Raw genomic sequence first — 26,475 nt, forward strand, 5'->3', positions numbered from 1 at the left:
GGTCACTTTTTAAACATTTGGTGAAATTAAAATGAAGGCATCAGAAAACGCAGAAGGAATCACCATGACTCGCATCGTTTGTGTCGGTATTACCGTGCTGGATCGCATCTGGTATCTCGATGATTTACCGAAAGAAGGTGGAAAATATGTCGCAAAAAACTATACGGAAGTGGGCGGTGGCCCGGCGGCAACTGCGGCGGTGGCGGCAGCGAAACTGGGGGCTTCAGTGGATTTTATTGGCCGGGTGGGGGATGACGATACCGGCAGAAGACTTCTCGCGGAGCTGGAGCCCCTGGGGGTAAACACCCGCTATACGCGCGTATTTAAAGGTGCCCGCTCGTCACAATCTGCGGTGCTGGTGGACGCAAGCGGGGAGCGCGTCATTGCGAACTACCCGAGCCCCGATCTCCCTGCTGCGGCAGGCTGGCTGCATGAAATCGACTTCTCGCAATGGGATATTGTGTTAGCCGATGTGCGCTGGCACGACGGGGCAAAACAGGCGTTTACCCTTGCCCGCCAGCAGGGTGTGCAGACCTTACTTGATGCAGATATTACCCCACAGGATATTGGTGAACTTATTGCCTTAAGCGATCATGCGGCCTTTTCCGCCCCAGGTTTGCGTCGTCTCACTCAAGGGGATGATACAAAAGACGCACTGAAAAAAGCACAAACGCTCACAAATGGACACGTCTATGTCACGCAGGGCCGTGAAGGGTGCTTCTGGCTTGAGAATGGCGAACTTTGCCATCAGCCTGGCTATGCGGTGGAAGTCGTTGATACTACAGGGGCAGGCGATGTTTTCCACGGTGCGCTCGCGGTCAGCCTGGCGCAGCAGGCACCTGCAGCAGACGCCGTGCGTTTTGCCAGCGCCGTCGCAGCACTAAAATGTACGAAGCCCGGCGGGCGTGCGGGTATACCCGACTGTGATCAAACCCGCTCTTTTTTGTCACTTTTTGTATAAAATGCGGGGCGTGATGGTATTCAGAGGACAGCCCATGAGCCTTACCGAACTAACCGGCAACCCGCGACACGATCAACTGCTTACACTGATTGCTGAGCGTGGCTATATGAATATTGATGAACTGGCGCAACTGCTGGATGTCTCGACGCAAACGGTGCGCCGGGATATTCGCAAGCTGAGCGAACAGGGGCTGATAACGCGTCATCATGGTGGTGCGGGCAGGGCATCCAGCGTGGTCAATACGGCTTTTGAGCAGCGTGAAGTATCACTGACGGAAGAAAAACGGGCGATAGCCGAAGCCATTGCTGATTATATTCCTGATGGTTCAACGATTTTTATCACCATCGGAACCACCGTAGAGCATGTTGCAAGGGCGTTGCTTAACCATAATCATTTGCGCATCATCACCAACAGCCTGCGGGTGGCGCACATTCTATATAAGAATCCGCGCTTTGAAGTGATGGTGCCCGGCGGTACGCTGCGTCCGCATAATGGCGGTATTATTGGGCCAGCGGCGACGGCATTCGTCTCCGGCTTCCGGGCCGATTACCTGGTGACCAGCGTTGGGGCGATAGAGCACGACGGCGCGATGATGGAATTTGACGTTAATGAAGCCAGCGTGGTGAAAACCATGATGGCCCACTCGCGGCACATTTTACTGGCGGCCGATCATACGAAATACCACGCGTCTGCTGCCGTTGAAATTGGTAACGTGGCGCAGGCGACGGCACTGTTTACCGATGAACTTCCCGGCTCTGCGCTGCTAAACCATCTTAAATCCAGCAAGGTTGAAGTCGTTGAAGTGAATTCGACCGACGAACAGCAGGCTGTCTGACCCTTCTCACGGCCCGACATTCTGTCCGGGCCATTCCTTTCTCTAAGCTGAATCTGACGCATAGCCAAACCTTATCTTTCCCGCTACAGTTACTTTTCCACGGCGAAAAGGAGATAAACATGCTTTATATCTTTGACTTAGGAAATGTAATCGTCGATATCGATTTTAATCGGGTGCTGGGCGCATGGAGCGACTTTAGCCGTGTCCCGCTGGCGGCGTTAAAGCAGAGTTTCACCATGGGGGAGACCTTCCATCAGCATGAACGGGGTGAAATCAGCGACGAAGAATTCGCAGAACGCCTCTGCCATGAAATGGATCTGCCGTTAAGCTACGAGCAGTTTTCTCATGGCTGGCAGGCGGTATTTGTCGCGATCCGCCCTGAAGTTACCGACATCATGCAAAAACTGCGTGAGCAAGGTCACCGTGTGGTGGTGCTGTCCAATACCAACCGTCTGCACACCACCTTCTGGCCGGATGAGTACCCTGAAATAAAAGCGGCGGCCGATAAAATTTATCTCTCGCAGGAGATGGGTATGCGCAAGCCAGAGGCTCGCATTTATCAGGCGGTTCTGCAGGCGGAAGGATTCTCTGCGGCCGATGCGGTCTTTTTTGATGACAACGCCGATAATATAGAAGGAGCTAACCAGTTGGGTATCACGTCAATTCGGGTGACCGGAAAAGAGACGATACCGAACTATTTTGCGAAGCAGTTATGCTAAAAAACGTTCATCAAAAAGCCACTCACCATACGCGTCCGCTCAGGGCGTGGCTGAAACTGCTCTGGCATCGCATTGATGAGGACAACATGACGACACTGGCGGGGAATCTCGCCTATGTCTCGCTCCTTTCGCTGGTGCCGCTGGTGGCCGTTATCTTTGCTCTTTTTTCCGCGTTTCCGATGTTTGCGGATGTCAGCCTGCAGCTCCGTCACTTCGTTTTTGCGAACTTCATTCCCGCCACCGGCGACGTCATACAGAACTACATTGAACAGTTTGTTGCTAACTCCAGCAAGATGACGGCGGTAGGGGCATGTGGTCTTATCGTCACCGCGCTGCTGCTGATGTACTCCATCGACAGTGCGCTCAATACCATCTGGCGAAGCAAAAAAGTTCGTCCCAAAGTCTATTCCTTTGCCGTCTACTGGATGATTTTAACGCTCGGTCCGCTGCTGGCGGGGGCGAGCCTGGCTATCAGCTCATATCTTCTTTCTCTGCGCTGGGCGAGTGACTTAAACAGCGTCATTGATAACGTTCTGCGTATCTTCCCGCTGATTTTATCGTGGCTCTCGTTCTGGCTACTTTACAGCGTGGTGCCGACCACGCGCGTGCCCAACCGTGATGCCGTCGTTGGTGCGCTGGTGGCGGCACTCCTCTTTGAGCTGGGTAAAAAAGGCTTTGCCCTTTACATCACCATGTTCCCGTCGTATCAGCTGATTTACGGCGTGCTGGCGGTGATCCCCATTTTGTTTGTCTGGGTTTACTGGACCTGGTGTATCGTCTTGCTTGGTGCCGAAATAACTGTCACTCTCGGCGTATACCGCGAACTTAAAAAAGCAGCAGAAGCTGAAAAACAACAAGAAGCAGACCAACCATGATTGCATTAATTCAGCGCGTAACCCGTGCCAGCGTCACCGTGGAGGGCGAGGTGACGGGTGAAATTGGCCCAGGACTTTTGGTGTTGTTAGGTGTCGAAAAGGATGACGACGAACAGAAAGCCAACCGCTTGTGTGAACGCGTGCTGGGCTACCGTATCTTCAGCGATGCAGAAGGCAAGATGAACCTGAACGTTCAACAGGCGGGCGGCAGCGTGCTGGTGGTCTCCCAGTTTACGCTGGCAGCCGACACCGAGCGCGGCATGCGACCGAGTTTTTCTAAAGGTGCCGCGCCCGATCGCGCGGAAGCACTTTATGAGTATTTTGTTGAGCGTTGTCGCCAACAGGAAATGAATACGCAAACCGGACGATTCGCTGCAGATATGCAGGTTTCGCTGGTGAACGATGGCCCCGTCACATTCTGGCTCCAGGTATGAGCCAACTGGCGGCGCGGCCGCGGGTAACAAGAGAGAGTACAGCTATGTATCACCTTCGAGTACCGCAAACGGAAGAAGAGTTAGAGGCTTATTACCAGTTCCGCTGGGAAATGCTGCGCAAGCCGTTACATCAACCGAAAGGGTCTGAACGCGACGCCTGGGACGCGATGGCGCATCACCAGATGGTGGTGGATGAAGAGGGCAATCTCGTTGCCGTCGGGCGTCTGTATATCAATGCCGACAATGAAGCCTCTATTCGCTTTATGGCGGTTCACCCTTCCGTGCAGGACAAAGGACTGGGTACGCTGATGGCGATGACCCTGGAATCCGTCGCCCGTCAGGAAGGCGTAAAGCGCGTCACCTGTAGCGCACGTGAAGATGCGGTAGAGTTCTTCTCTAAACTCGGTTTTGTTAATCAGGGTGAAATTACTGCGCCATTAACCACGCCGATTCGTCACTTTTTGATGATTAAACCCATCGCCACGCTGGATGACATTTTGCATCGCGCTGACTGGTGCGGTCAGCTGCAACAGGCGTGGTATGAGCATATTCCGCTCAGTGAAAAGATGGGCGTGCGTATTCAGCAGTACACCGGGCAAAAATTCATCACGACCATGCCGGAAGTCGGCAACCAGAATCCCCATCACACCCTGTTTGCCGGCAGTCTCTTCTCGCTGGCGACGCTCACCGGCTGGGGGTTGATCTGGCTAATGCTGCGCGAGCGCCATCTGGGCGGCACCATCATTCTGGCCGATGCCCACATTCGCTATAGTGCTCCGATCAGCGGAAAGCCGAGCGCCGTGGCCGATCTCGGTGCACTGGGTGGCGATCTCGACCGTCTGGCGCGAGGCCGCAAAGCCCGCGTGCAGATGCAGGTTGAGCTGTTCGGCGATGAAACGCCTGGCGCGGTGTTTGAAGGAACCTATATTGTTCTCCCGGCGAAGCCGTATGGCGCGTATGAAGAGGGCGGGAACGAGGAGGAGTAATCTCCCTCGTTTTATCGTCGGGCGGCACCGAGCCGCCAGGCGATATCCTGCATTACGTCTCTCGCTGACTGACTTACGCCGCCAAGCTGAAAGAAGCCATGTATGACACCCAGCCAACGTTGAGCCGTACAGTTCACCCCCTGCTCTGACAGATACTGATATAACACCTCACCTTCATCGCATAGCGGATCATATTCAGCGGTAACAATGTGTACAGGCGGAAGGCCGTTAAAATCATCCCGCCACAGCGGGCTGGCTTCAGGATGTTGGCGATTGGTGCCTGCGAGATACATTTCATACCCGCTGAGCAGGGTATCGTGGGTGATAATGTAATCCGTGCCGTTGAGAGTGTAACTTTCAAAACTGGCCGTAGCGTCGAGCATAGGGTAGATAAGAATCAGCTGTGCCGGTTGCCAGATACCTTTCGCTTTGAGCCGCAGCGATGTCACCAGTGCCAGATGTGCGCCTGCGCTGTCTCCGCAGAGAGTGATCCGGTTTTTATCCACTCCCAATTTAGCTGCAAATTGCCAGACCAGCTCCGCGCCTCTCTCTGCATCGTCATGCGCGGCAGGGAAGATGTGCTCAGGTGCCAGCCTGTATTGAACGGCTATTACCCTGCAGTTACTGTAAAACGCCAGTTGACGGAGCTGGTTATCATGAGTATCAAAGCCGCCACTGATGAAGCATCCACCGTGATAATAGACCGTTGCAGGTAACGTTTCTGGGGCATTGAGGGGAGAAAATACCCGAATGGTCATGCCCTCGAGAACACGCGTTTCAACGTGGACGCGAGTTTCTGTCTCCCCGGCAAGTTCTGTGCTGGCTACATATCCGGCTCTCCGGTCATCAATACTTTGCTTTCGCGAGGAAGGTCGTCCTGCAGCAATAAAATCCTGTACCAGCTTATCAATACCCTTTTCCAGTGCCATGATTATTACGTCCTTTTGCTGTATGCATATACAGGTTTATAACCTGGTTTAGAGCAGATGAAAACAGAGAAATTTGAGGGAATGAAAGTTATGGAAAACGGCTCGCAAAATTTATTACTGCCGTTTAAATACACTTTAACCCTGAATTAATCAGGGGTATGGTGCGTGGAAAGTAACCATTTCTGATATACTAAGGTGATATATGAGTCTTTTGGCGGAACTTGATATGGGCAGAATACTGATTGATTTGTCAGATGACGTAATTCAACGGCTTGATCACCTTAAGCAGCTGCGGAACCAGCCGCGTGCCGAATTGCTTCGGGAAGCAATTGAACAATATCTCGACCAGCAGAGTTCGTTGGTTATCCGCGATGCGCTTGGCCTGTGGGGAAACCAGCAGGAAGATGGGCTTGAGTATGAACGTAAGCTGCGTGAGGAGTGGTAATCATGGAACACATGGCGGTGTTTGATACCAATATTCTCATCGATCTCTTTAACAATCGTGTTGAAGCTGCGGATACGATTGATTGCACAGCTTCGCATCGGGCCATTAGCCTAATCACATGGATGGAAGTCATGGTAGGTGCGCGCAGACATGGTCATGAAGCGAAAACGGCGGCCGTAATGGGCGCTTTTGAGATTATTGACGTTTCAAGGGATATTGCTGAAAGAAGCGTCTTGCTCCGCGAGAGACACGGGATGAAACTGCCCGATGCCATTATTCTGGCTACTGCTCAGAGCAGAAATTGCCCGCTAATTTCGCGCAACACAAAAGACTTTGCCGGAATCGCAGGGGTCGTCTCTCCCTACCAACTGTAGGCCGGGCAAACTTACGCCGCCCGGCACTGTCACAGGACACTACTCCCCTTCACCAGGGAACAGGAACGGATTGATAGAGCTACGGGCAAAGCCCTCTTGCTCCATTTTGGCATCGAGAATCAGCGAGGCGAGATCGTCAGCCACGGCGTCGACTTTCGGATCTTTTTCCTGATACAGAATCTTCAGGTATGTACCACAGTCGCCGCAGCTTTCAGCTTTCACCGCTGCGTCTTCATTTTCCAGCGACCAGTAGTTGAGATCGCGAGTCTGCTCGCAGTTGCTGCACTTCACGCGCACCACGTGCCACTCGGTTTCACACAGGTTGCAGTGCAGGTAGCGCAGCCCTTGCGTGGTACCAATCTGTACGATGCTGGAAACCGGCATTGAGCCGCACACCGGGCAGAACTGGCGTGCTTCGCCGTATTCGGCGCGGGCTTTTCCTGGGATCAGGCTTGCCATTTGCGCCCAGTAGAGCGACAGAGCCGCCCAGATAAACGGCGCTTTATCGCTGCTGACCTGCGAGAAATCGGAGGCAAACAGCGCGCTCGCCATCTCTTCCAGCTCCTGATCGGAGGCTTTTTCCAGATTCTCAATGACCGCCAGCGCGGTGCCGCTCATTTCCGGCTTCAGCTCGGCAATCAGTGAATGCAGCAGCGTGTGCCAGTGCTTATCACGCGGCAGCACGTGAATATCCAGCGGTGGCTTGCCCTGGGCATTGGCTTCTTTGATGCGCGCGGTCAGGTCCATTTGCAGCGGGTGGTCGTACAGCACCACTTCCTGCGCATGGGCAACCAGCGCGGCAAAGCGCAGAAAATCGCCCAGCGGGTTGTTCTCTGCCAGCTCGCGCAGACGCTCTGCGCGGCGGTTGTAGAGGTTCTTGAGTCTGGGGAATAACAACGGCGGAATATATTCCGCCGTGCGTTTCTCGCTCGAACCCAGCTCATCTTGCGGGATTATGCGAATACTCATTCAGATGACTTTTCCTGTTTCTGGCGGACTTCACGGTACCAGCGCGGGTGATGTTTCTTCGCCCACGTACTGGTTACCCATCCTTCCACCATCGCGGTAATGGTGCCTTTCACCCAGAGGGCGGCGTAAATATGCACCATGATAACCACAATTAACGCCACTGCGGCAAATGAATGCAGCATCAGCGCAAATCGGATCACCGGGATTGAGAAAGCAGGCGCAAAATACGGACGCCAGATGATCACGCCGCTCACCAGCAACAGGACCAGGAAGATAATCGCCGCCCAGAATACGCATTTCTGGCCGAAGTTATAACGCCCGGTATCACCCACTTCCTCGTTGACGACGATCTTACGAATATTCTTCGCCCAAAAGATATCATCCCGATTGATTAGGTTATGGTGCCAGTATCGGAAAAACATGATGATGAACGACGCGAACATGATGACGCCAACAAACGGGTGCAGTATACGCGCCAGCTGTGGTGTCCCCATGATCTGCATCAGCCAGTTGAAGGACGGGAAGAAGAATCCCAGCCCGCTTATCGCCGCCAGCATGAAGCAGAAGGCGGTGACCCAGTGGTTGATGCGTTCCGGCGCGGTGTAGCGCACGATGGTGTCACGTTTTCTCATTTGCGCACCTCGTCTTTCTCTTCATGCAGGTTGTCGTCTTCCTCTTCCGCGCGGTTCGGACCGACGCCGACGTAGTGGAAGATGCTTGCTGCGAAGGTGGCAGCAAAACCAACCGCTGCCAGCGGTTTCCAGATGCCTTTCCAGAACTTCACGGTGGCGCTGATTTCCGGGTTCTCCGGCAGGCCGTGATACAGATTCGGCTTGTCGGCGTGGTGCAGCACGTACATCACGTGCGTACCGCCAACTCCGGCCGGATCGTACAGGCCTGCGTTGTCGTAACCGCGGGTTTTCAGCTCGCCCACGCGCTCTGCCGCCAGCGTTTTCATATCCTCTTTAGAACCAAAGTGGATAGCGCCGGTTGGGCAGGTCTTCACGCATGCAGGCTCCTGGCCGACGTTTACACGGTCAACGCACAGCGTACATTTGTAGACGCGGTTGTCTTCCGGGTTCAGTCGCGGCACGTCGAACGGACAGCCCGCGATGCAGTAACCGCAGCCAATGCACTGTTCGGACTGGAAGTCGACGATGCCGTTGGCATACTGAATGATAGCCCCTTCTGACGGACACGCCTTCAGGCAGCCTGGGTCCGCGCAGTGCATACAGCCGTCTTTGCGGATAAGCCATTCCAGTTTGTCGTTCTGCTCCACTTCCGAGAAACGCATCACCGTCCAGGACTTAGCGGTCAGGTCGGCGGGGTTGTCGTACACCCCGACGTTGTGACCCACTTCGTCGCGGAGGTCGTTCCACTCTGAACAGGCCACCTGACAGGCCTTACAGCCGATACAGGTGGTCACATCGATGAGCTTCGCCACTTCCTGCTGGTGGTCCCGCGCCTGAGGTGCGGGCGTGAAACTGTTAGTCGCGGAACGACGGATAATGTCTTGAGATTGATAAGCCATAAGTCGTCTCCGTTACACCTTTTCCACGTTCACGAGGAAGGCCTTGAACTCCGGCGTCTGCGTATTCGCATCACCGACGAACGGCGTCAGGGTGTTCGCAATGAACCCTTTCTTCGCCACGCCCTCGTAACCCCAGTGGATCGGAATACCGATGGTATCCACCTGCTGACCGTGAACGTTCAGCGTGCGAATACGCTTGGTCACCACCGCCTTGGCTTTAATGTAGCCACGGTTAGAGGAGACCTTCACGGTATCGCCATGGGCGATGCCGAGTTTATTCGCCAGCTTCTCGCCGATCTCCACAAACTGCTCCGGCTGCGCGATGGCGTTAAGCAGCGCGTGCTTGGTCCAGTAGTGGAAGTGCTCGGTCAGACGGTAAGTGGTGCCCACGTACGGGAACTTGTCCTTTTTGCCCAGCGCATCAAAATCGCCCTTAAAGATACGGGCTGCCGGGTTAGAGACCACGTTCGGGTGCAGCGGGTTGGTGCCCAGCGGCGTCTCAAACGGCTCGTAGTGTTCCGGGAACGGACCTTCCGCCATCTTATCGATAGCAAACAGGCGTCCCATCCCTTCAGGCTGCATGATAAACGGCCCGACATCGCTGCCTGGTGCGGCAGTGCTGTAGTCCGGAATATCCACGCCGCCCCATTTCGCGCCGTCCCATTTCAGCAACTGACGTTTCGGGTCCCACGGGTTGCCCTGCGGGTCAGCAGACGCACGGTTATAGAGGATGCGACGGTTCAGCGGCCATGCCCATGCCCAGCCGAGCGTATTGCCGAGACCTGACGGATCGGCATTATCGCGGTTGGCCATCTGGTTGCCTTTCGGCGTCCAGCTACCGGCAAAGATCCAGCAGCCGCTGGAAGTCGTACCGTCATCACGCAGGTGTGCGAAGGTACTGAGCTGATCGCCTTTCTTCGCCAGAACAGCACCGGTAGCCGGGTCGATAACGTCCGCCAGTGCCTTACCGTTGCTCTCCATCGCCACTTCTTCCGGAGATGGGTTTTCCGGCGTCGAGTAGTTCCAGGTCATGTTCAGCACCGGTTCCGGGGTCGCGCCGCCTTCTGCCGCGTACATCTTACGCAGGCGTAAGAAGATACCGGACAGGATTTCGCCGTCGTTCATAGCGATACCTGGTGCGTCCGCGCCTTTCCAGTGCCACTGCAGCCAGCGGCCGGAGTTAACGATAGAACCGTTCTCTTCCGCGAAGCAGGTGGACGGCAGGCGGAATACTTCGGTCTGAATCTTCGATGGATCGACGTCGTTCGACTCACCGTGGTTCTGCCAGAAAGTCGAGGTCTCGGTGTTGAGCGGGTCAATCGTCACCAGGAACTTCAGTTTTGACAGCGATTCAACAACCTTGTTCTTGTTCGGGAACGAGGCAACCGGGTTAAAGCCCTGGCAGATATAGCCGTTGACCTGGCCCTGGTGCATCATCTCGAAGTACTGCAGAACGTCGTAACCTTTGTCCCACTTCGGCAGCCAGTCAAAGCCCCAGCTGTTTTCCGCCGTCGCTTTGTCACCGTAGAACGCTTTCATCAGCGAGACGAAGAACTTCGGATAGTTGCCCCAGTAGTTCACCTGGCCTTCAAGCAGCGGTTTTGGCGTGCTGGCCGTCAGGTAGGTTTGCAGGTCTGGTTGTTTCTCGCTTGGCAGGTTCATATAACCCGTCAGGCTCTGAGACAGCAGGCCGAGGTCGGTCAGACCCTGAATGTTGGAGTGGCCGCGCAGGGCGTTCACGCCGCCGCCTGCCATCCCCATGTTGCCGAGCAGCAGCTGAACCATCGCCATGGTACGGATGTTCTGCGCGCCGATGGAGTGCTGCGTCCAGCCGAGTGCATACAGGAACGACGCGGTTTTATCTTTAGCGCTGGTTTCGGCGATAAGCTCGCAGACTTTCAGGAAGTCCGCCTTCGGCGTACCACAGATGTTTTCCACAACCTCCGGCGTGTAGCGGGAAACGTGCTCTTTCAGCAGGTTCCACACGCAGCGCGGGTGTTGCAGGGTGGTGTCGCGCTTCGCAAAGCCTTTCTCATCCAGCTCGTAGTTCCAGCTGGTTTTGTCATACTTGCGTTTTTCGGCGTCGTAACCGCTGAACAGGCCATCTTCGAAGTGGTAATCCTCACGCACGATCAGGCTGGCGTTGGTATAGGCTTCGGTGTACTCACGGTTATATTTTTCGTTGGTCATCAGGTACAGCAATACGCCTGACAGGAAAGTGATGTCAGTACCTGAACGAATAGGGGTGTAGAAATCCGCCACCGACGCAGTACGCGTAAAGCGGGGATCGATCACAATCAGTTTCGCACCGTTGTGGATTTTGGCTTCCATCGCCCAGCGGAACCCGACAGGGTGCGCTTCAGCGGCGTTACCGCCCATCACCACAATAAGGTTGGCGTTTTTGATGTCGACCCAGTGATTGGTCATCGCACCGCGACCAAATGTTGGAGCAAGACTTGCTACCGTTGGTCCGTGTCAGACACGCGCCTGGTTGTCGACCGCGAGCATACCGAGTGCGCGCGTGAATTTCTGGGTTAAATAGCCGGTTTCGTTACTGGAGGCTGAGGCACACAGCATCCCGGTGGAGAGCCAGCGGTTGACCGTCACGCCTTCGGCGTTCTTCGCAATAAAGTTGGCATCGCGGTCTTCTTTAATCAGTTTAGCGATGCGGTCAAACGCTTCTTCCCAGCTGATTTGCTGCCATTTGTCGGAGCCTGGCGCGCGGTATTCCGGGAATTTCAGGCGGCTTTCGGAGTGGATAAAGTCCACCAGACCGGCCCCTTTAGGACACAGGGCACCACGGTTGACCGGATGATCCGGGTCGCCTTCGATGTGGAAAATAGACGCTTTGGCGTTTTTTGCACCGTCGCCGAGGCTATACATCAACAGCCCGCAACCGACAGAGCAGTACGTACAGGTATTACGGGTTTCGCGGGTTCGCAGCAGTTTGTACTGCCGCGTTTCCGCCAGCGCTACGCCGGGCGCAAAGCCCAGTGCCGCCGCCGTGGTGCCTGCCATACCGCCAGCGCAGATCTTAAAGAACTGCCTTCTGCTGACCTGCATGGGTCACTCCTTGTTTCGACATTGCTTTCATATGTAGTTTTAGCTTCACGGTTATTATTTAACCGCAAAGGTGAGAATTTGCGTTAATCCCTCATTTCCCCGAGGGATATCATCAGAATACCACAATGTCGGTAAGCCTGTTCCAATGGCGTTAAAACAAAGTGAACGTATTATCACTGTATTGATTATAAAGTGTGATACTAATCACATTAATAACCCTGCATGTTAAAGGGGTGTAGCGGGTGTCGGGTTGCACCTCTCCCAAATGAGTAGGTAAACTTGATGAAGATGGGTGCTGAAAAGTTGATCCATACTATGCGTAAGGTCTGCGCTTTGTGATGCAATAGCAGGCTCACCTCCGTGGTTGTTCAGGAATACCGTTGTGTCTAAACAAAACCGTGCTACCTGCTCGTCGCCACTGCCTGCGGGCATCGTGGAACTGACGGTACACAGACCGCCTCACATTACCCATGCCACGCCGGATTTTCTGGCGGAAGAAGTCCCTGTTGCCCTGGTTTATAACGGCATCTCGCACGTGGTGATGATGGCCTCGCCAAAAGACCTTGAGTTTTTTGCCATTGGCTTTTCCCTGTCGGAAGGCATCATCGAGCATCCGCAAGAGATCTACGGCATAGACGTGGTTCAGGCATGCAACGGTCTTGAAGTGCAAATTGAACTCTCAAGCCGCCGCTTTATGGGGCTGAAAGAGCGTCGCCGCGCGCTGGCCGGACGTACCGGCTGCGGCGTGTGTGGCGTTGAGCAGCTCAACGATATTGGCAAACCTATTGTGCCGCTGCCGTTTACCCAAACGTTCGACCTGGCGTATCTCGATCGGGCGCTTGAGCATTTGAACGATGTTCAACCCATTGGCCAGTTGAGCGGCTGTACGCACGCTGCGGCGTGGGTGTTGCCGTCAGGGGATATTGCGGGCGGTCATGAAGATGTTGGTCGTCATGTCGCGCTGGATAAGCTGCTCGGTCGCCGTGCGCGTGAAAGTGACGTCTGGCAGCAGGGGGCGGCATTAGTCTCCAGTCGCGCCAGCTACGAGATGGTACAAAAATCAGCGATGTGTGGCGTAGAAATCCTGTTCGCGGTGTCGGCGGCAACCACGCTGGCGGTGGAAGTAGCAGAGCGCTGTAACCTGACGCTGGTGGGATTCTGCAAGCCGGGAAGGGCAACTATCTATACTCATCCTCAGCGCGTAATTATTAATCAGTAATTTTGAAAGATATTAGCAAATCCTTCCGCTTTTAGTTGTTCATGATGAGGTCTAGTATTTATCTCAACAAGGCAAACCGCCTTATACAGACAACTAATTGAAAGGGTTTATATCATGAAAAGCATCAAAACTTTTGTCGCTGTAATCGCTATGGCTGCTTCTTTCGGTTCTTTCGCTGCACAAACTGTGACTGCGAGCGCCTCTACTCTTGATGGTGCAGAAGCCAAAATCGCTGCACAGGCCCAGGAAGCGGGTGCGTCATCTTACAAAATTACTCAGGCGTTCTCCGGTAACCGCGTACACATGACCGCTGAACTGAACAAGTAATAGAGCCTCTGTCCCTTGCTCTTCGGAGCAGGGACGGGTTTTCTTTAGCTACCTTCTGCTTAACTTTCTGCTGCATCCTCCTCCCAAAACAGCCATATCCTACTGGTTAATCCTGATTAACAAAATAAAAGAAGTAAGAATCCGGTTTCATGTGTTATTTTTTGTTAACAAACAGCAGTTCCATAAATAAATTAAATAAATGGTCTGGCCAGTTAATTATTCATATTTTCACGGTGAATGTTTCATGCGGATATAAGCCAGTGTTTTTAGTTTTACATATAAAATAATTATTGTTGATCTTGAGAATTAAGAATTTCCCCAAGTGCTAATCCTAAAAAATTTTTTTGTTATTGATCTGATCTATTTGTGATGCTATTTTCCAAAATAATATTTTATGGTACCCCCTCAGGCCAAATAGTCACTATTTGGCATATTTTGTATTTCACTTTTATAAGGAAATTAAATGAACGCGATGTTTAAAAAAGGAATGCTGGCGTCCGCACTGGCTGTCATGGCGTCCTCTGCTATGGCGGCTTCCAGTGTAGATATTCAGGTGACCGGTAAAATCGTCCCCTCTTCCTGTACGCCTGCATTTATTAGCGGTGGTGGTATTGCCGATTATGGCACGATAAGAGTGGCTTCACTGAATCCCACTTCGGCTACACCATTGGCAGATGTTAAAATTATTCCTATTTCCATTACCTGCGAAGAGGCCACTCGCGTTGCAGTAACGTTTAATGATGCCCATGCAGACTCAGGACCAACTCAAATTTTGCCGATAGAATTTATTGATACGGAATTTGGGCGGGAGGCGTACCAAACCGCAGGGCTGGGTATGTACAATGGTAAGAAAATTGGTGCCTATTCATTAGGGATTCAGCTTACGAAAGGCGCTGTCACGAACGACGCTGGCGATGAACTGTATCCTACCGCATCGCTCAATAACGGAGCATCGTGGCAAACAACAGGAGGAGAGCGCTATTTAAAAGTTAAAACAGACAAAAGCGAATTATATTCCTTCAGTGACACTTTGGGCGGCACGCCTGTCGCACAAACAAAGGTTAACTTTAACGTAGGTGTCGCTGCGGTGATTAACCCAACTAACGATTTAAATATCACGGATGAAGCCACGCTGGACGGCTTAACCAACGTTGAGCTGGTTTATCTGTAATCTCCCCCACGCATCATGAAATACCAGACACCTCACTCCGGCGGGGTGTCATTTATCAATATTAATGGACTAATATTATGCTGCTTTTAAAGAGAACGCTGATCTGTGCCTGCCTGCTGGCCTCATTCAACGGTATGGCTGCCGGAATGGTGCCGGATACCTCGCTGCTTATTGTCAATGAAGACGAGCAGGGGGCAAGTATGGATGTCAAAAACACCGATGCTGAAGCACAGCTGCTTTACACTAAAATTATTGATCTCCCGGACGACCCAAAACCGGGCCTGATTGTCACGCAGCCGGTTGTGCGCGTAGATGCGGGTAAAACCCAGCGCGTGCGTTTTGTACTGAAAAGCAGCACTGAGCCGCTGAAGGTGGAACATTTCAAGCGCGTTATCTTTACCGCCATCCCACAGCGCGAAAAGAACAAAATTAAAGTGGTGTTTAGTCAGAATCTTCCCGTTATTATTCATCCCACCGGGTTGGCGGTAAATATTGAGCCCTGGAAGGATCTCACCTGGCAGATTAAAAATGGCAACGTCACGGTAGAGAATAATACACCTTATGTTGTTCGGATGGAGCAAAAGGTGAAGTTATTGCCTTCAGGCTCTTTTGCGAAACTCGATAAGTCCTATATTCTTCCGGGCGAAAAAATGACAGCCAGCGCCAGCAATAAATTCTCTTCCACAGAGAAACAGGTCGAGATATACCCTGCGACTCGCTATGGATATAAAGCGAAAAGCTATATTGTCGAGCTGAAATAATAGCAATTTATTTAACAGCACATGGAGTGGTTATGTTAAAAAATTCCTGTAAAAAAGGAATGCTTGCGTTTTACCTTACTACGCTTGCTTTCAGTATTCGGGCAGAAATTAACCCAGCAGCGGATGAACCCATGGAGTTGGCGCGAGCGATATTTGATACCGAGGCCTTAAAAACCCAGGGGCTTGATCCTGCTATTGCTGATTACTATTCCATGACTCCCCGTTTTACTCCCGGCTATCATAACGTAACTGTTAATCTTAACGGGAAAAGCCGTGCAATTATGCCGGTCAAATTTGACGAAGAAGGGACGCCGTGTATTGATAAAGATTTTCTTGAAAATGCGGGTCTGATTAAACAAATTAAGAGAGGCTCCTGTCCGAAGATTCATCAATACTGGTCCGGGTCAACTATACAGTCATCTCCTGATATAGAAGAGATTTCACTTGTTGTTCCGCCGGAAGCGCTTGACCCTAATTTTGGCCGTCAGTTCGCGGAGGTTCGCGGGGGTCGTGCGGCAATGCTGAATTACTCCATGTTCGGCACCCATAACCAATATGATGATGAAAATGCCGATCGTTTCCAGTCCACTTTTGAAATGGGCTTTAACGCCGGGGACTGGATTGTGCGCAGTATGCAATTCATCAGCGATGGCAGCGATCAAGATTTCGACGTCGATTCTCTTTATACCTATGCCCAGCGTACTTTTACCGATTATGGCGTGATGGTGCAGGGCGGTCAGATTAACGTGGCCAACAGTCGCTTCAGTATTCCGGGTATTTATGGGGTACAAATGATGCCGGATACCGCCCTTTTGCCTCAGTCTGGAACGGGTGTCGAAGTCAGCGGTATTGCTCGCAATCCTCAGGCGCGTGTTGATATCCGCCAGGGTGGGCAGCTTATTTACTCTACCCTGGTTCCCGCCGGGCCGTTCAATCTGGATGACGTGCCGCTTGCCAACCTCAACACCGACCTGAACGTGACGGTAACCGAAACTGACGGTAGCGAAAACCACTTTACCGTGTCGGCGAGCACCTTCCGCAGCAACCACGTGGGCCGTGCGCCTGGTTTTACGCTGGCGGTGGGACGTGTCGAAGATATGGTGGACTCGCGGTTTGAAAACCCGTGGGTGGTTTCTGCCAACAACGGCTGGTCCATCAACAAGCGAATGAATTTCCTGGCCGGCATGGTGATGGCGGATAACCACTATTACGGTTTCTCCGGCAATCTGGATACCGTTCCGATGCAGAACCTGTATGCCTCGCTCGGTTTTCTGGCGTCGATAGACAACCTGTCGCAAACGGATGGCAACAAAACGACGCTGGATTTGGGCTATTCACTGCCGTGGGGCATTGGCATTTCGCTGGGCGGCAGCTACGGCACGCCGGATTACCGTGAAATGACGGAGTTGTACGGTGACGACGACGATATGTCGCAAACCAAATACGACACCAACGTGGGTATCAACTGGTCCAACACCACGCTCGGCCGTTTCTCTCTCAGCTACTACCGCAATGAGAGCTGGAACAGCGAATACGACAGCCGCCGATTTATTTCATCCTGGTCACAAACGTTTAAATACTTCAACGTGAGCGTGAACTGGGAGTCGGATGTCAGCCGGAACGACAGCAGCGATGACGATCAATTCTATGTGAACGTGTCGATCCCGCTTGGACGTAGCGGCGTTAGCACCAGCTCCTGGTATCGGGAAAGTGAAGGCAGAAGCTCCTACGGCACGCGAGCAATGGGTTCATTAAACAACGAGAACCAGTATGTGGTTGGCGTCACTCAGGATCATGATGAAAACACCACCAGCTGGGATAGCTCGCTGAACAGCAATCTGCATTACACCAACCTTGCGCTGGCGGCAGGGGGGGATAACGACAACAATACCAACTATTCTGCGGCGTTGAGCGGCGGGATTGTGGCTCATAGCGATGGCGTGACCTTCTCTCCGTACCGTGTTGCCGATACGTATGCCATCGCCAAACTGGACAAGCCGGTAGCAGGTATCGAGATTGACACAACGCGCGGTGCGGTATGGACCGATAAGTGGGGCCAGGCGGTTATTCCAGCACTATCACCCTTCCGCGAAAGCACCATTGAGATCAACACGGAAAGTTTGCCTGGGAATTTGGACATAAGAAACGGCAGAACCGCAATCAAAGCGTCTCACGGTGCTGTGGCGAAGTGGGAGTTTGCGACGTTAAGCCAGCGCCGCGTGTTGCTCAGCATCAGCCGTGTGGATGGTACGCCGCTGCCGGAAGGCGTTTCCATCGTGGACGGGACGGGCGAGTACGTCACAACTGCGCCTGAAGAGGGTGTGATCTTCCTCAACGATATCTCCGCCAGCCAACAATTATATGCGAAGCTGGACGAAGGGCGTTGCAAGCTGACGTATACGCTTCCAGAGGCAGAACCGAATAAATTTTATGAAGAGGTCACAGGGAAATGTCTCTAAATAATGTTAAAAAATACATGATGTTAATCGTGTTGCTCTGCGGTGCGTCGGGTCTTCCGGCGTTGGCGCAAGCCGATGACGGCGACTGTGAAATGATGTCCGCTGTGAAGAAAGTTGACTACGGCCGCTATCGTAAAGAGGACATGCGTCAGACATCTGCCGAGCATGTCGGTAAAGTCTATAACGGCTATGCCTCAGTGACACGTGAGCTGCAGGTTTCGGTGATGTGCCCGGACGCGCGCAAAATGCGAATCACGGTTGATGGTGCCGCGAGGCAGAATATGGCGTACCGGTTTACGGATAAGGGTGCGATGAAGATCGAGTTTAAAGATGGCCGGGTCGACGGCAGTACGGTACAGCTGGCTGACGTCGATATCGGGGCGGTCGCCGTTCAGAACGGGTCCTCGCAGGTCACGCTGAAACCTGAAAAAGCGCTGGCTGCAGTGAATGGTGCGGAAGTGGCAGGAGAGCAATTCACCGCGACCATGATGATAACGACCTACCTGTCCGATGAAGCCTTCAGCGTCACCAACACGACGGTTTTTGAAGAGACGCTGACGCTTAACGTCGATACCCTTCCTGCGCATTAATCTCTCTGGTGCCCGGCATCTGTTCTGTCGGGCATCTCCTTACTGGATACCTGCCAGACGCAGCAGCGCTGTCACCACCGCAGCTGCCACGATCACAACAATCAACGGCATTTTTCGCCATGCCAGGAACACCGCAAACGCCACGCCCAACACCCGCGCCATTCCGGCGAAATGTTCACCTTCATAAAAGGTTGTTGCCAGCGCCACGGAAAACAGCAATACCGTTGCCGCATCGGAAAGCAGCGCCTGGGAGCGCTCAGACAGCGCCAGTCGACTCCCCAGTTTCGCTCCGCCAAGACGCATCAAATACGTCCCCGCAGAAAGAATGGCGATGCCGAGAATAAAGACCGTCATGTTTCCCATTATTTTTTCCTCGCGGCAAGGCCGAGTAAAGAGAGCAGAACCGGTAAACCCACCGGCGCAAACGGTACGGCGGCCAGCGACAACACCGCGCCGCTACAGGCGCGGATCAGCGTCGTGCGGTTTTTAAATGCGGGCACCACCAGCGCCAGCAGAATCGCCGGGAAGACCGCATCCAGCCCGATGGTTTCCGGGTCCGGCAACAGTTTACCAACCATCGCCCCCAGCAGAGCACCCAGCGGCCAGATAATCGCCACGCCTAAACCGCACAGCCAGTAGGCCGCTTTACGCTGTTCGGCTGTTTTTTGCGACAGGCCAAATACCACGCTTTCGTCATTCATGATGTGGCAGCCCAGGAAACTCAGGGCGCGATTGCCGACCAGTTCACGCACCGTCACGCCAAACGGGACATGACGGGCATTAACCAGTAATCCGGCCGCTGCCGCTGCCAGCGGGTTACCGCCGCTCGCCACAATGCCGATAAACATAAATTCAGAAGCCCCTGCCAGCACGGTGATGGAAAGCACAAACGGCACCCAGATCGGGAAGCCGTAGGCCATCGCCAGCGAGCCATAAGACATCCCGACCACGCCCACCGCGAGGCAAACCAGGATGATTGCTTTTATCGTGTCGCCTTTCAGGCAGGAGAGGTGATGCTTCATACAATTTTAGCCATATCGAACGTATTTCCATTATAATGAACGCATCAGGATCGTTTTACAAGACGAACGATTCGTTCGATTTAAATAAAAAAGAGGCCGTTTTATGACGCAGCCAATCAGCGTGATCGCCAAAAGTCTGGTGCGAGAACGCCTGCGAACCGGGCTTTCACTGGCGGAGATTGCCCGCCGTGCCGGGATCGCCAAATCTACGCTTTCGCAGCTGGAGTCCGGCAACGGTAACCCGAGCCTGGAAACGCTGTGGTCGCTTTGCGTGGCGCTGGATATCCCTTTCGCGCGCTTGCTGGAACCGCAACTGCCGACCACTCAGGTGATCCGCAGAGGTGAAGGGACGAAGGTGATTGCCGGGCAAGCTAACTATGAGGCTATCTTGCTGGCGGCATGTCCGCCAGGTGCGCGTCGTGATATCTATCTGTTGCTGACCCAACCGGGGGCGGACCGCATCTCTCAACCCCATCCGCCAGGATCGGTTGAGCACATTATCGTAACGCAGGGGCGGGCGGTAGTCGGTTTGCTCGACGCACCGGAAGAGCTGGGGGAAGGGGATTACATTTGCTATCCCGCCGATCGGCCGCATATCTTTAAGGCGCTGGAGCCGGATACGCATGCACTGCTGGTGGCGGAGCAGAACTGAGACTGAACGCCTCGCCCTCTCAGGAAGAGGACGAGGGGGAGCATTACGCTAAATAAAACACCTCTTTCAGCTCCGCACTTACCGGGCTGTTGTCCGGGTTCGACGGCATCACCTCGCGCATATGTTTCCACCAGCGCTGGCACACGTCGGTGTTCGCTACCGCATTCCAGCGCTCTTCCGATTCAATCTCAACGATTGCAAACAGCAGGTTGCGAGCTTTATCGAGATAAATGGCGTAGTGATGTGCGCCGTGGTCTTTCAGCACCGCTTCCAGCTCAGGCCAGACAGGGTTGTGGCGACGCTCGTACTCTTCGTGCGCGTCCGGGTTTACCTGCATCACAAAGGCTTTACGGATCATAATGCCTCCAGATACAGCTCGCGGACCTCATCGCGGCTGGCAGTGCGCGGGTTGCACGGCGCACACGGGTCGGCGAGGGCTTTATCCAGCCAGCCTTCAATATCCGCTTTCGTCACACCGAGCTGGCTGAAACCGGACGGAATGCCGACACGGGCGCTCAGGTCGCGAATTGCCTGAATAGCCGACATGCTGGCCGCTTCATCGCTCATCCCACGCGTATCGACGCCCATCGCCTGCGCGACGCGGGCAAAACGGGCTACCGCGTTCGGACGGTTAAAGTTTTCGATGATCGGCAGCAGGATGGCATTGCACACGCCGTGCGGCAGGTTGTGCGTCGCGCCCGGCTGGTGCGCCAGCGCATGTACCAGCCCCAGACCGGCACTGTTAAACGCCATGCCTGCCAGATACTGACCAAACGCCATCTGTTCACGCGCTTCAAGGTTGTGGCCGTCGTCGACCGCTTTCGGCAGCCAGAGAGCGATCAGGCGAATCGCTTCCAGCGCGTTAGCGTCGGTCAGCGGGTGCGCGCCGACGGAGACATACGCTTCAATGGCGTGGGTTAATGCATCCATGCCGGTTGCGGCGGTGACAGAGGCAGGAATATCGAGCATCACGCTGGCATCATCCACGGCGATATCCGGGATGATATTCGGGTCGATGATCACCTCTTTCACCTGTCGTTCGGAGTCAATAATCACCGCGTTGCTGGTCATCTCCGCCGCCGTACCTGCGGTGGTGTTAATCGCCACCAGCGGCACGCCTGCGTTTTTCACTTTGCCGACGCCGGAGTAAGCGGTCGACGGACCCGGATTGGCGGTGAGGATTTTAATCGCTTTGGCGGTATCAATCGGGCTGCCGCCGCCAAAAGCGATCACGTAGTCACACTCCGCGTCCTGATATGCTGCAAACCCTTTTTGCACCAGCGCTTCCGTCGGGTTCGGAAACACCTCGTCAAACAGGTGATATGACATCTCATGCGCGTCCAGCGCGGCAAACAGGCTGTCGAGCAGGCCCAGTTTCACCAGCTGGCCGTCGGTGACAATCAGCGCTTTGCCCCACTGCTTGTTCGCCACCAGGTTGACCATATCGCCGATTGCACCCGCACCGTGCAGGCTGATTTTTGGAAGTGCCAACATAAAGCTCATGATAATTCTCCTTAATATTGATATTGCGAAACTCAAATCCGTCTTCGTTGCATCACCCGGCGGGTAATAATCGGCAGCGAAATCACCACGATCAGCATTGCGCCGATAATCACCGACATCACAATGCCGGGCACGTTAAGCAGGCTCAGGCCAAAGGTCACCAGACCCATCAGGAAGGCGGCGATAATCACGCCCACCATGCTGCCGGACCCACCAAGAATATTGACGCCGCCGAGCACCGCCATCGTCACCACCGCCAGCTCCCAGCCCATCGCGATCGTCGGGCGGGTACTGCCCAGACGCGAGGTGAGCAGCACCGACGCCAGGCCGGACATCAGCCCCACCAGCGCGAACAGGATCAGGTTGTGGTGCTTAACGTTAATGCCGGAGTACCATGCCCCGGTCGGGTTGTTGCCGATGGCGTAAGTGCGGCGGCCAAAGTTGGTGCGGTGCAGCACAAAGGCAAACACAGCGGCCAGCACGATAAACAGCGCAAACTCAAACGACAGCGCGCCCCAGACGTAGCCCTGGCCGAACCAGGCGAAACTCTCCGGGTAGGCATTCAACGCCTGATCGCCGAGCAGGATGTAGGTGATCCCGCGATACAGGCTCATGGTGCCGATGGTGATGACGATGGACGACAGGTTAAAGCGCGTTACCAGAATGCCGTTGAACAGCCCGCACAGCAGCCCGACGCCTAATCCCACGCACACCAGCAGGGGCGTATCGACGCCTGCGGCCGCACAAAAGCCCATTACCGTCGAGCTGAGCGCGATGGTGGAGGCTACCGACAGATCAATTTCACGGGCGATAATCAGCATTGCCATTGGCAGCACGATGATCGCTTTTTCGGTGAAGTTGAACGTCGCATCGGAGAGGTTCCAGATATTGAGGAAGTAGGGCGAGGCGAGGGCGTTGCCCACGAACACCGCCAGCGTCACCGCCAGCAGGAAGCCTTCCCAGCACAGCAGGCGCTGGAAGATGCCCGTCTGAGCAGGCACGTTTTTGATCTCTTCAGTGGTCATCATTTTGCTCATGATTTCACCGCCAGTTTTTGACGTGCCAGCGCTGCATCGCGCAGAATCAACCGACCTTTACGTTTGTTGCCGCGCTCGTTGAGCAGCACCGCAATCACAATCACCGTGCCGGAAATCGCCATTTGCCAGAAGGGTGATATGCCGATCACCGGCAGGGCGTTATTGATTACGCCGAGGAACAGCGCGCCAAACAGACAGCCGAGTACGCGCCCGGTGCCGCCCATGGTGCTGATCCCGCCAATCACACAGGCTGCCACCACCTGCAGTTCAAAACCGTTAGCTACGTCGACATACGCAACGGCAAAGCGTGAAATCCACAGATAGCCGCAGAAACCGGCCAGCAGGCCGGAGAGACAGAAGCTGACGAACTGCATTTTTCCGGCGTTGATCCCGGTGTAGTACGCCGCCGTGGCGTTGCCGCCTGCGGTGTAGAGTGCGCGTCCGGTGCGGCTATAACGCAGGAAATAGCCCACCAGCAGCAGCACGGCGATGGCGCACCAGCTCAGCACCGGTAACCCCAGCACCGAGGCACGCGGCAGACCGAGGAAATCTGCGCCCATCTGGTTGGAATTCACCCAGCCGCCGCCGGAGAGCAAAAAGATAATCCCGCGGTAGATGCTCATGGTGCCCAGCGTCACCACAATCGCCGGAATGCCCAGTTTCCACACCAGCAGGCCGTTAATTGCGCCCATCAGCAGCCCCAGCGCACTCGCCAGGATCAGCAGCGCCCAGACGGGCACATCCGGATAATGGAAGTTAATCAGGGCGACGATCATCCCGGTCAGCGCCAGGTTGGCCGCCATCGACAGGTCGATGCCTTTGGTCAGCAACACCATCATCTGACCGAGTGCGAGGATGATCAGAATCGAGGTGTCGTTAAACATCTCCACCAGGTTGCCCGGTGAGATAAACGACGGCACGCGGCTGCCGATAGCGGCAACCATTAATACAATTACCACGCCCAGCAAGGCTTCGCGGTGTTTTAACAGTTGATTAAGCATTATGCCGCCTCCTGTTTTGCACCGCTGGCGGCGCTGACGATGGTTTCCGCCGTGGCGTCGCCCGCCTGGTATTCGGCCACCATCAGCCCTTCATGCATCACGATAATGCGGTCCGCCATGCCCATGACTTCCGGCAGCTCGGACGAGACCATGATCACCGCCAGCCCCTGGCTGACCAGTTCAGACATAAATTGATGAACGGCCGCTTTTGAGCCGATATCGATACCTTTTGTCGGCTCATCGAGGATGATCACGTCAGGATGCGTCGCCAGCCATTTCCCGATAACCACTTTTTGCTGGTTGCCGCCGGAGAGGGTTTCCACCGCCTGCTTCCAGCTAAAGGCTTTCACCTGCAGGCGTCTGGCGTACTCGTCTGCCAGCCGCCATTCGCGGTCGTCGTGCAGTACGCCGTTTGGGTTGAGCCTGCTGAGCTGCGGCAGGCTGATGTTCTGGGCGATCGGCAGCTCGATAATCGCCCCCTGTTTCTGCCGCTCCTCCGGCACGCAGACGATACCGGCTTTGATGGCATCCTCAGGCTGGCGGAAATGCTGTGGTTTACCGTTAAGGACAATATCACCCGACGATGGCCGCGTGACGCCGGAAAGCGCCTGCATCAGTTCGGTACGCCCGGCCCCGACCAGCCCGTAAAAGCCGAGAATTTCACCTTTACGCAGGGTAAAAGAGATATTGGCGAACTCGGTGGGGTGGCAGAGATTTTTCACCTCCAGCACCGTGTCGCCTTTTTCACAATCGACTTTCGGGAAGGTCTGGGTAATGGCGCGCCCGACCATCATCGACACCATCCTCTCCTCGGTGATCTCGCTTATCGACCCTGCGCCGACGAACACGCCGTCGCGCAAAATGGTGTAGTGATCCGCCAGCTCGAAGATCTCGTCGAACTTGTGGGAGATAAACAGGATGGCTTTGCCTTCCTGCTTTAAGCGCTCAACGATTTGATAAAACTCCAGAATTTCGTGCTGCGACAGCGCCGCCGTGGGTTCATCGAGAATAACGACCTGCGCATCAAACGACAGCGCACGGGCAATGGCAACCATGTGGCGCTGGGCGATGCTCAGGGTTTTCAGCGTTGCGCGCGGGTCGATTTGCACCTCCAGGCGAGTGAGGATCGCCTGCGCCCGGCGGTGCATTTCCTGCCAGTCGAGCTTCCTGAAAAAGCCTTTGTGGAGGTACTGACCGACAAAGATATTTTCGGTGACCGACAGTTCATCGAACAGGACGGTTTCCTGGTGAATGGCGGTGATACCGATTTTATGTGCTGATTCCGGTGTCGGGAGGTGAACAGGGATCGCTTTGTAGAGGATTTCCCCCTCGTCAGGCGTGTAAATGCCGGTCATCACTTTGACCAGCGTCGACTTGCCCGCGCCGTTTTCGCCAATCAGGGCGGTCACTTTGCCGGGCCAGAGCGCCAGCTGCACGTTCTCAAGGGCACGCACGCCGGGGAACACTTTGGTGATGCCAGAAAGCTGTAGCAATGGGGTCATGATAGTTCTCCGTAGTATTCCCTCTCCCCTCGGGAGAGGGGGAAAGGATCAGAAAATCTTCGAGAACTTATCAATATTGCTGGCATCGTAGACGAACGGCTCGGCCATCGCGCCGTTGCCATCGGCATCCAGCTTCACTTTGCCCAGTTTGCCCATGCTGGCTTCGTCTTTTGTGGCCGTGCCTTTTACCAGATCGTCCGCTAAATAGGTTGCTGCATAGCCCAGATCAATCGGGTTCCAGATGGCAAAACTCTTGCTCGCGCCGGACTTCACCGCGCCCGCCATTTCAGACGGCAGACCTAAACCGGTGACATACACTTTGCCAATCTTGCCCTGGTCTTTGACCGCCTGTGCAGCGGCCACAATGCCAACAGACGATGGCGAGACGATCACTTTCAGGTCCGGGTAAGTTTTCAGCAGACCGACCGCTTCGCGGTAGCTTTTGTCAGAGAGATCGTCGCCGTAGGCCACGGTCACCAGATTGACGGACGGGTACTTCGGCAGCACCTTTTTCATCTCCGCAATCCAGGTGTTCTGGTTGGTGGAGGTTGGCGTCGCGCTCAGCACGGCGACATCGCCTTTCTCCACGTTCAGCGCTTTCAGCGCATCGGCGGCGAGCTTAACGTTCGTTTCGCCAATCAGCGCGTTATTGGACGGATTCAGGTGGATCTGTCGTCCGGCTTTCGCCACGCCGGAATCCCAGGAAACGACCTTAATGCCGCGCTGCATCGCTTTTTTCAGCACCGGTACCAGCGCATCGGGATCGTTCGCCGAGATAGCGATCGCATCCACGCCCTGGGCGATCAACCCGTTCAGCACCTCGATCTGCGCCTCCGCCGTGGTGGTGGTCGGGCCGGTATAAATCACTTTTACATCGCCTAACTCTTTGGCTGCCTCCTGCGCGCCAACGTTCGCTGCCTCGAAGAATCCATTTCCTAAGGACTTCGCCACCAGGGCGATTTTGACTTCTGCTAAAGCGGAACCGGACAACGCCAGAGCGGCAACGGTGAGGATCAAGCTTGTCTTTATATTCATTGCTTTTACTCCACATGAGTTAGTTGTAGGGATTGCAGGTGGTTTTCGCCCCGTCTCAATGAGCGGGGCGCGATG

General features: G+C 54.5%; 28 protein-coding genes. 15 read left to right on the forward strand and 13 right to left on the reverse strand.

The features are described from left to right. Positions 1–64: 64 nt before the first annotated feature. From EoCCA6_RS12140 to fabY, 6 genes are all read left to right on the forward strand, one after another. Positions 65–961, forward strand: a complete 897-nt coding sequence (locus EoCCA6_RS12140) for a sugar kinase (RefSeq protein WP_152082865.1) — start codon at positions 65–67, stop codon at positions 959–961. Between the two features lie 34 nt (positions 962–995). Then, positions 996–1,796 (forward strand): DeoR/GlpR family DNA-binding transcription regulator, encoded by an 801-nt coding sequence (locus EoCCA6_RS12145; RefSeq protein WP_152082866.1) that lies wholly within the window; start codon positions 996–998, stop codon positions 1,794–1,796. Positions 1,797–1,915: 119 nt separating this feature from the next. Further along, positions 1,916–2,515, forward strand: a complete 600-nt coding sequence (gene yihX, locus EoCCA6_RS12150; RefSeq protein WP_152082867.1) for a glucose-1-phosphatase — start codon at positions 1,916–1,918, stop codon at positions 2,513–2,515. Beyond that, positions 2,509–3,390, forward strand: coding sequence for a virulence factor BrkB family protein (locus EoCCA6_RS12155; protein WP_152082868.1), 882 nt, complete (start codon positions 2,509–2,511; stop codon positions 3,388–3,390). The genes yihX and EoCCA6_RS12155 overlap by 7 nt, the downstream gene beginning before the upstream one ends. After that, positions 3,387–3,824 carry a D-aminoacyl-tRNA deacylase gene (dtd, locus tag EoCCA6_RS12160; RefSeq protein WP_008501836.1) on the forward strand — a complete coding sequence of 146 codons (438 nt, stop codon included), beginning with the start codon at positions 3,387–3,389 and terminating at the stop codon, positions 3,822–3,824. Before EoCCA6_RS12155 ends, dtd begins: the two co-directional genes overlap by 4 nt. Before the next feature lie 44 nt (positions 3,825–3,868). Next, on the forward strand, positions 3,869–4,810 hold the full coding sequence (gene fabY, locus EoCCA6_RS12165; RefSeq protein WP_167515542.1) for a fatty acid biosynthesis protein FabY: 942 nt from the start codon (positions 3,869–3,871) through the stop codon (positions 4,808–4,810). A gap of 11 nt (positions 4,811–4,821) precedes the next feature. Here fabY and EoCCA6_RS12170 read toward each other — a convergent pair whose 3' ends face one another. After that, complete coding sequence (locus EoCCA6_RS12170) at positions 4,822–5,739, reverse strand: alpha/beta hydrolase (protein ID WP_152082870.1); 918 nt, start codon at positions 5,737–5,739, stop codon at positions 4,822–4,824. Between the two features lie 202 nt (positions 5,740–5,941). Here EoCCA6_RS12170 and EoCCA6_RS12175 point away from each other — a divergent pair, with 202 nt between their 5' ends. Both EoCCA6_RS12175 and EoCCA6_RS12180 read left to right on the forward strand, forming a co-directional pair. After that, positions 5,942–6,184 carry a ribbon-helix-helix protein, CopG family gene (locus EoCCA6_RS12175; RefSeq protein WP_152082871.1) on the forward strand — a complete coding sequence of 81 codons (243 nt, stop codon included), beginning with the start codon at positions 5,942–5,944 and terminating at the stop codon, positions 6,182–6,184. 2 nt (positions 6,185–6,186) lie between these two features. Further along, complete coding sequence (locus EoCCA6_RS12180; protein WP_152082872.1) at positions 6,187–6,558, forward strand: type II toxin-antitoxin system VapC family toxin; 372 nt, start codon at positions 6,187–6,189, stop codon at positions 6,556–6,558. A gap of 39 nt (positions 6,559–6,597) precedes the next feature. On the opposite strand, the gene fdhE is transcribed toward EoCCA6_RS12180, so the two are convergent. From fdhE to fdnG, 4 genes are read right to left on the reverse strand one after another with little or no spacing between them, the layout of a single operon-like run. Then, on the reverse strand, positions 6,598–7,527 hold the full coding sequence (fdhE, locus tag EoCCA6_RS12185; protein ID WP_152082873.1) for a formate dehydrogenase accessory protein FdhE: 930 nt from the start codon (positions 7,525–7,527) through the stop codon (positions 6,598–6,600). Further along, positions 7,524–8,159, reverse strand: coding sequence for a formate dehydrogenase cytochrome b556 subunit (fdoI, locus tag EoCCA6_RS12190; RefSeq protein WP_008501832.1), 636 nt, complete (start codon positions 8,157–8,159; stop codon positions 7,524–7,526). Before fdoI ends, fdhE begins: the two co-directional genes overlap by 4 nt. Next, positions 8,156–9,058 (reverse strand): formate dehydrogenase subunit beta, encoded by a 903-nt coding sequence (fdxH, locus tag EoCCA6_RS12195; RefSeq protein ID WP_152082874.1) that lies wholly within the window; start codon positions 9,056–9,058, stop codon positions 8,156–8,158. The genes fdoI and fdxH overlap by 4 nt, the downstream gene beginning before the upstream one ends. A gap of 12 nt (positions 9,059–9,070) precedes the next feature. Further along, positions 9,071–12,121, reverse strand: coding sequence for a formate dehydrogenase-N subunit alpha (gene fdnG, locus EoCCA6_RS12200; RefSeq protein ID WP_152082875.1), 3,051 nt, complete (start codon positions 12,119–12,121; stop codon positions 9,071–9,073). 382 nt (positions 12,122–12,503) lie between these two features. On the opposite strand from fdnG, the gene fdhD reads away from it, so the two are divergent. The 6 genes from fdhD (at position 12,504) to EoCCA6_RS12230 (ending at position 18,648) form a co-directional block, all read left to right on the forward strand. Continuing rightward, entirely contained in the window at positions 12,504–13,340 is an 837-nt protein-coding gene (gene fdhD, locus EoCCA6_RS12205; RefSeq protein WP_152082876.1) for a formate dehydrogenase accessory sulfurtransferase FdhD, read from the forward strand. 114 nt (positions 13,341–13,454) lie between these two features. Beyond that, complete coding sequence (locus EoCCA6_RS12210) at positions 13,455–13,667, forward strand: YdgH/BhsA/McbA family protein (protein WP_152082877.1); 213 nt, start codon at positions 13,455–13,457, stop codon at positions 13,665–13,667. A gap of 463 nt (positions 13,668–14,130) precedes the next feature. Further along, positions 14,131–14,838: a DUF1120 domain-containing protein gene (locus EoCCA6_RS12215; RefSeq protein ID WP_152082878.1), complete on the forward strand. Its 708-nt coding sequence runs from the start codon at positions 14,131–14,133 to the stop codon at positions 14,836–14,838. A 77-nt stretch (positions 14,839–14,915) separates the two neighbouring features. Next, positions 14,916–15,599 carry a fimbria/pilus chaperone family protein gene (locus EoCCA6_RS12220; RefSeq protein WP_152082879.1) on the forward strand — a complete coding sequence of 228 codons (684 nt, stop codon included), beginning with the start codon at positions 14,916–14,918 and terminating at the stop codon, positions 15,597–15,599. Positions 15,600–15,631: 32 nt separating this feature from the next. After that, positions 15,632–18,058 (forward strand): fimbrial biogenesis usher protein, encoded by a 2,427-nt coding sequence (locus EoCCA6_RS12225; RefSeq protein ID WP_152082880.1) that lies wholly within the window; start codon positions 15,632–15,634, stop codon positions 18,056–18,058. Further along, a complete protein-coding gene (locus tag EoCCA6_RS12230) occupies positions 18,049–18,648 on the forward strand; it encodes a DUF1120 domain-containing protein (protein WP_152082881.1) in 600 nt (199 codons plus the stop codon). Before EoCCA6_RS12225 ends, EoCCA6_RS12230 begins: the two co-directional genes overlap by 10 nt. A gap of 39 nt (positions 18,649–18,687) precedes the next feature. Here EoCCA6_RS12230 and EoCCA6_RS12235 read toward each other — a convergent pair whose 3' ends face one another. Both EoCCA6_RS12235 and EoCCA6_RS12240 read right to left on the reverse strand, forming a co-directional pair. Beyond that, entirely contained in the window at positions 18,688–19,011 is a 324-nt protein-coding gene (locus EoCCA6_RS12235; protein ID WP_152082882.1) for an AzlD domain-containing protein, read from the reverse strand. Next, positions 19,011–19,670 carry an AzlC family ABC transporter permease gene (locus tag EoCCA6_RS12240; protein ID WP_152082883.1) on the reverse strand — a complete coding sequence of 220 codons (660 nt, stop codon included), beginning with the start codon at positions 19,668–19,670 and terminating at the stop codon, positions 19,011–19,013. Before EoCCA6_RS12240 ends, EoCCA6_RS12235 begins: the two co-directional genes overlap by 1 nt. Positions 19,671–19,773: 103 nt before the next feature. Here EoCCA6_RS12240 and EoCCA6_RS12245 point away from each other — a divergent pair, with 103 nt between their 5' ends. Further along, complete coding sequence (locus tag EoCCA6_RS12245) at positions 19,774–20,322, forward strand: helix-turn-helix domain-containing protein (protein WP_152082884.1); 549 nt, start codon at positions 19,774–19,776, stop codon at positions 20,320–20,322. Positions 20,323–20,365: 43 nt separating this feature from the next. Here EoCCA6_RS12245 and rhaM read toward each other — a convergent pair whose 3' ends face one another. From rhaM to rhaS, 6 genes are read right to left on the reverse strand one after another with little or no spacing between them, the layout of a single operon-like run. After that, the gene (rhaM, locus tag EoCCA6_RS12250) at positions 20,366–20,680 is read right to left on the reverse strand and encodes an L-rhamnose mutarotase (protein ID WP_152082885.1); all 315 of its coding nucleotides are present in this window, start codon (positions 20,678–20,680) and stop codon (positions 20,366–20,368) included. Continuing rightward, positions 20,677–21,825: a lactaldehyde reductase gene (gene fucO, locus EoCCA6_RS12255; protein WP_152082886.1), complete on the reverse strand. Its 1,149-nt coding sequence runs from the start codon at positions 21,823–21,825 to the stop codon at positions 20,677–20,679. Before fucO ends, rhaM begins: the two co-directional genes overlap by 4 nt. Positions 21,826–21,857: 32 nt before the next feature. Next, a complete protein-coding gene (locus tag EoCCA6_RS12260) occupies positions 21,858–22,862 on the reverse strand; it encodes an ABC transporter permease (protein ID WP_152082887.1) in 1,005 nt (334 codons plus the stop codon). Further along, a complete protein-coding gene (locus tag EoCCA6_RS12265) occupies positions 22,859–23,863 on the reverse strand; it encodes an ABC transporter permease (RefSeq protein ID WP_152082888.1) in 1,005 nt (334 codons plus the stop codon). Before EoCCA6_RS12265 ends, EoCCA6_RS12260 begins: the two co-directional genes overlap by 4 nt. Further along, on the reverse strand, positions 23,863–25,365 hold the full coding sequence (locus EoCCA6_RS12270) for a sugar ABC transporter ATP-binding protein (protein ID WP_152082889.1): 1,503 nt from the start codon (positions 25,363–25,365) through the stop codon (positions 23,863–23,865). Before EoCCA6_RS12270 ends, EoCCA6_RS12265 begins: the two co-directional genes overlap by 1 nt. A gap of 48 nt (positions 25,366–25,413) precedes the next feature. Continuing rightward, complete coding sequence (gene rhaS, locus EoCCA6_RS12275; RefSeq protein WP_152082890.1) at positions 25,414–26,400, reverse strand: rhamnose ABC transporter substrate-binding protein; 987 nt, start codon at positions 26,398–26,400, stop codon at positions 25,414–25,416. Positions 26,401–26,475 lie beyond the last annotated feature (75 nt).

The sequence above is a fragment of the Enterobacter oligotrophicus genome (assembly GCF_009176645.1).
GTDB lineage: Bacteria > Pseudomonadota > Gammaproteobacteria > Enterobacterales > Enterobacteriaceae > Enterobacter > Enterobacter oligotrophicus.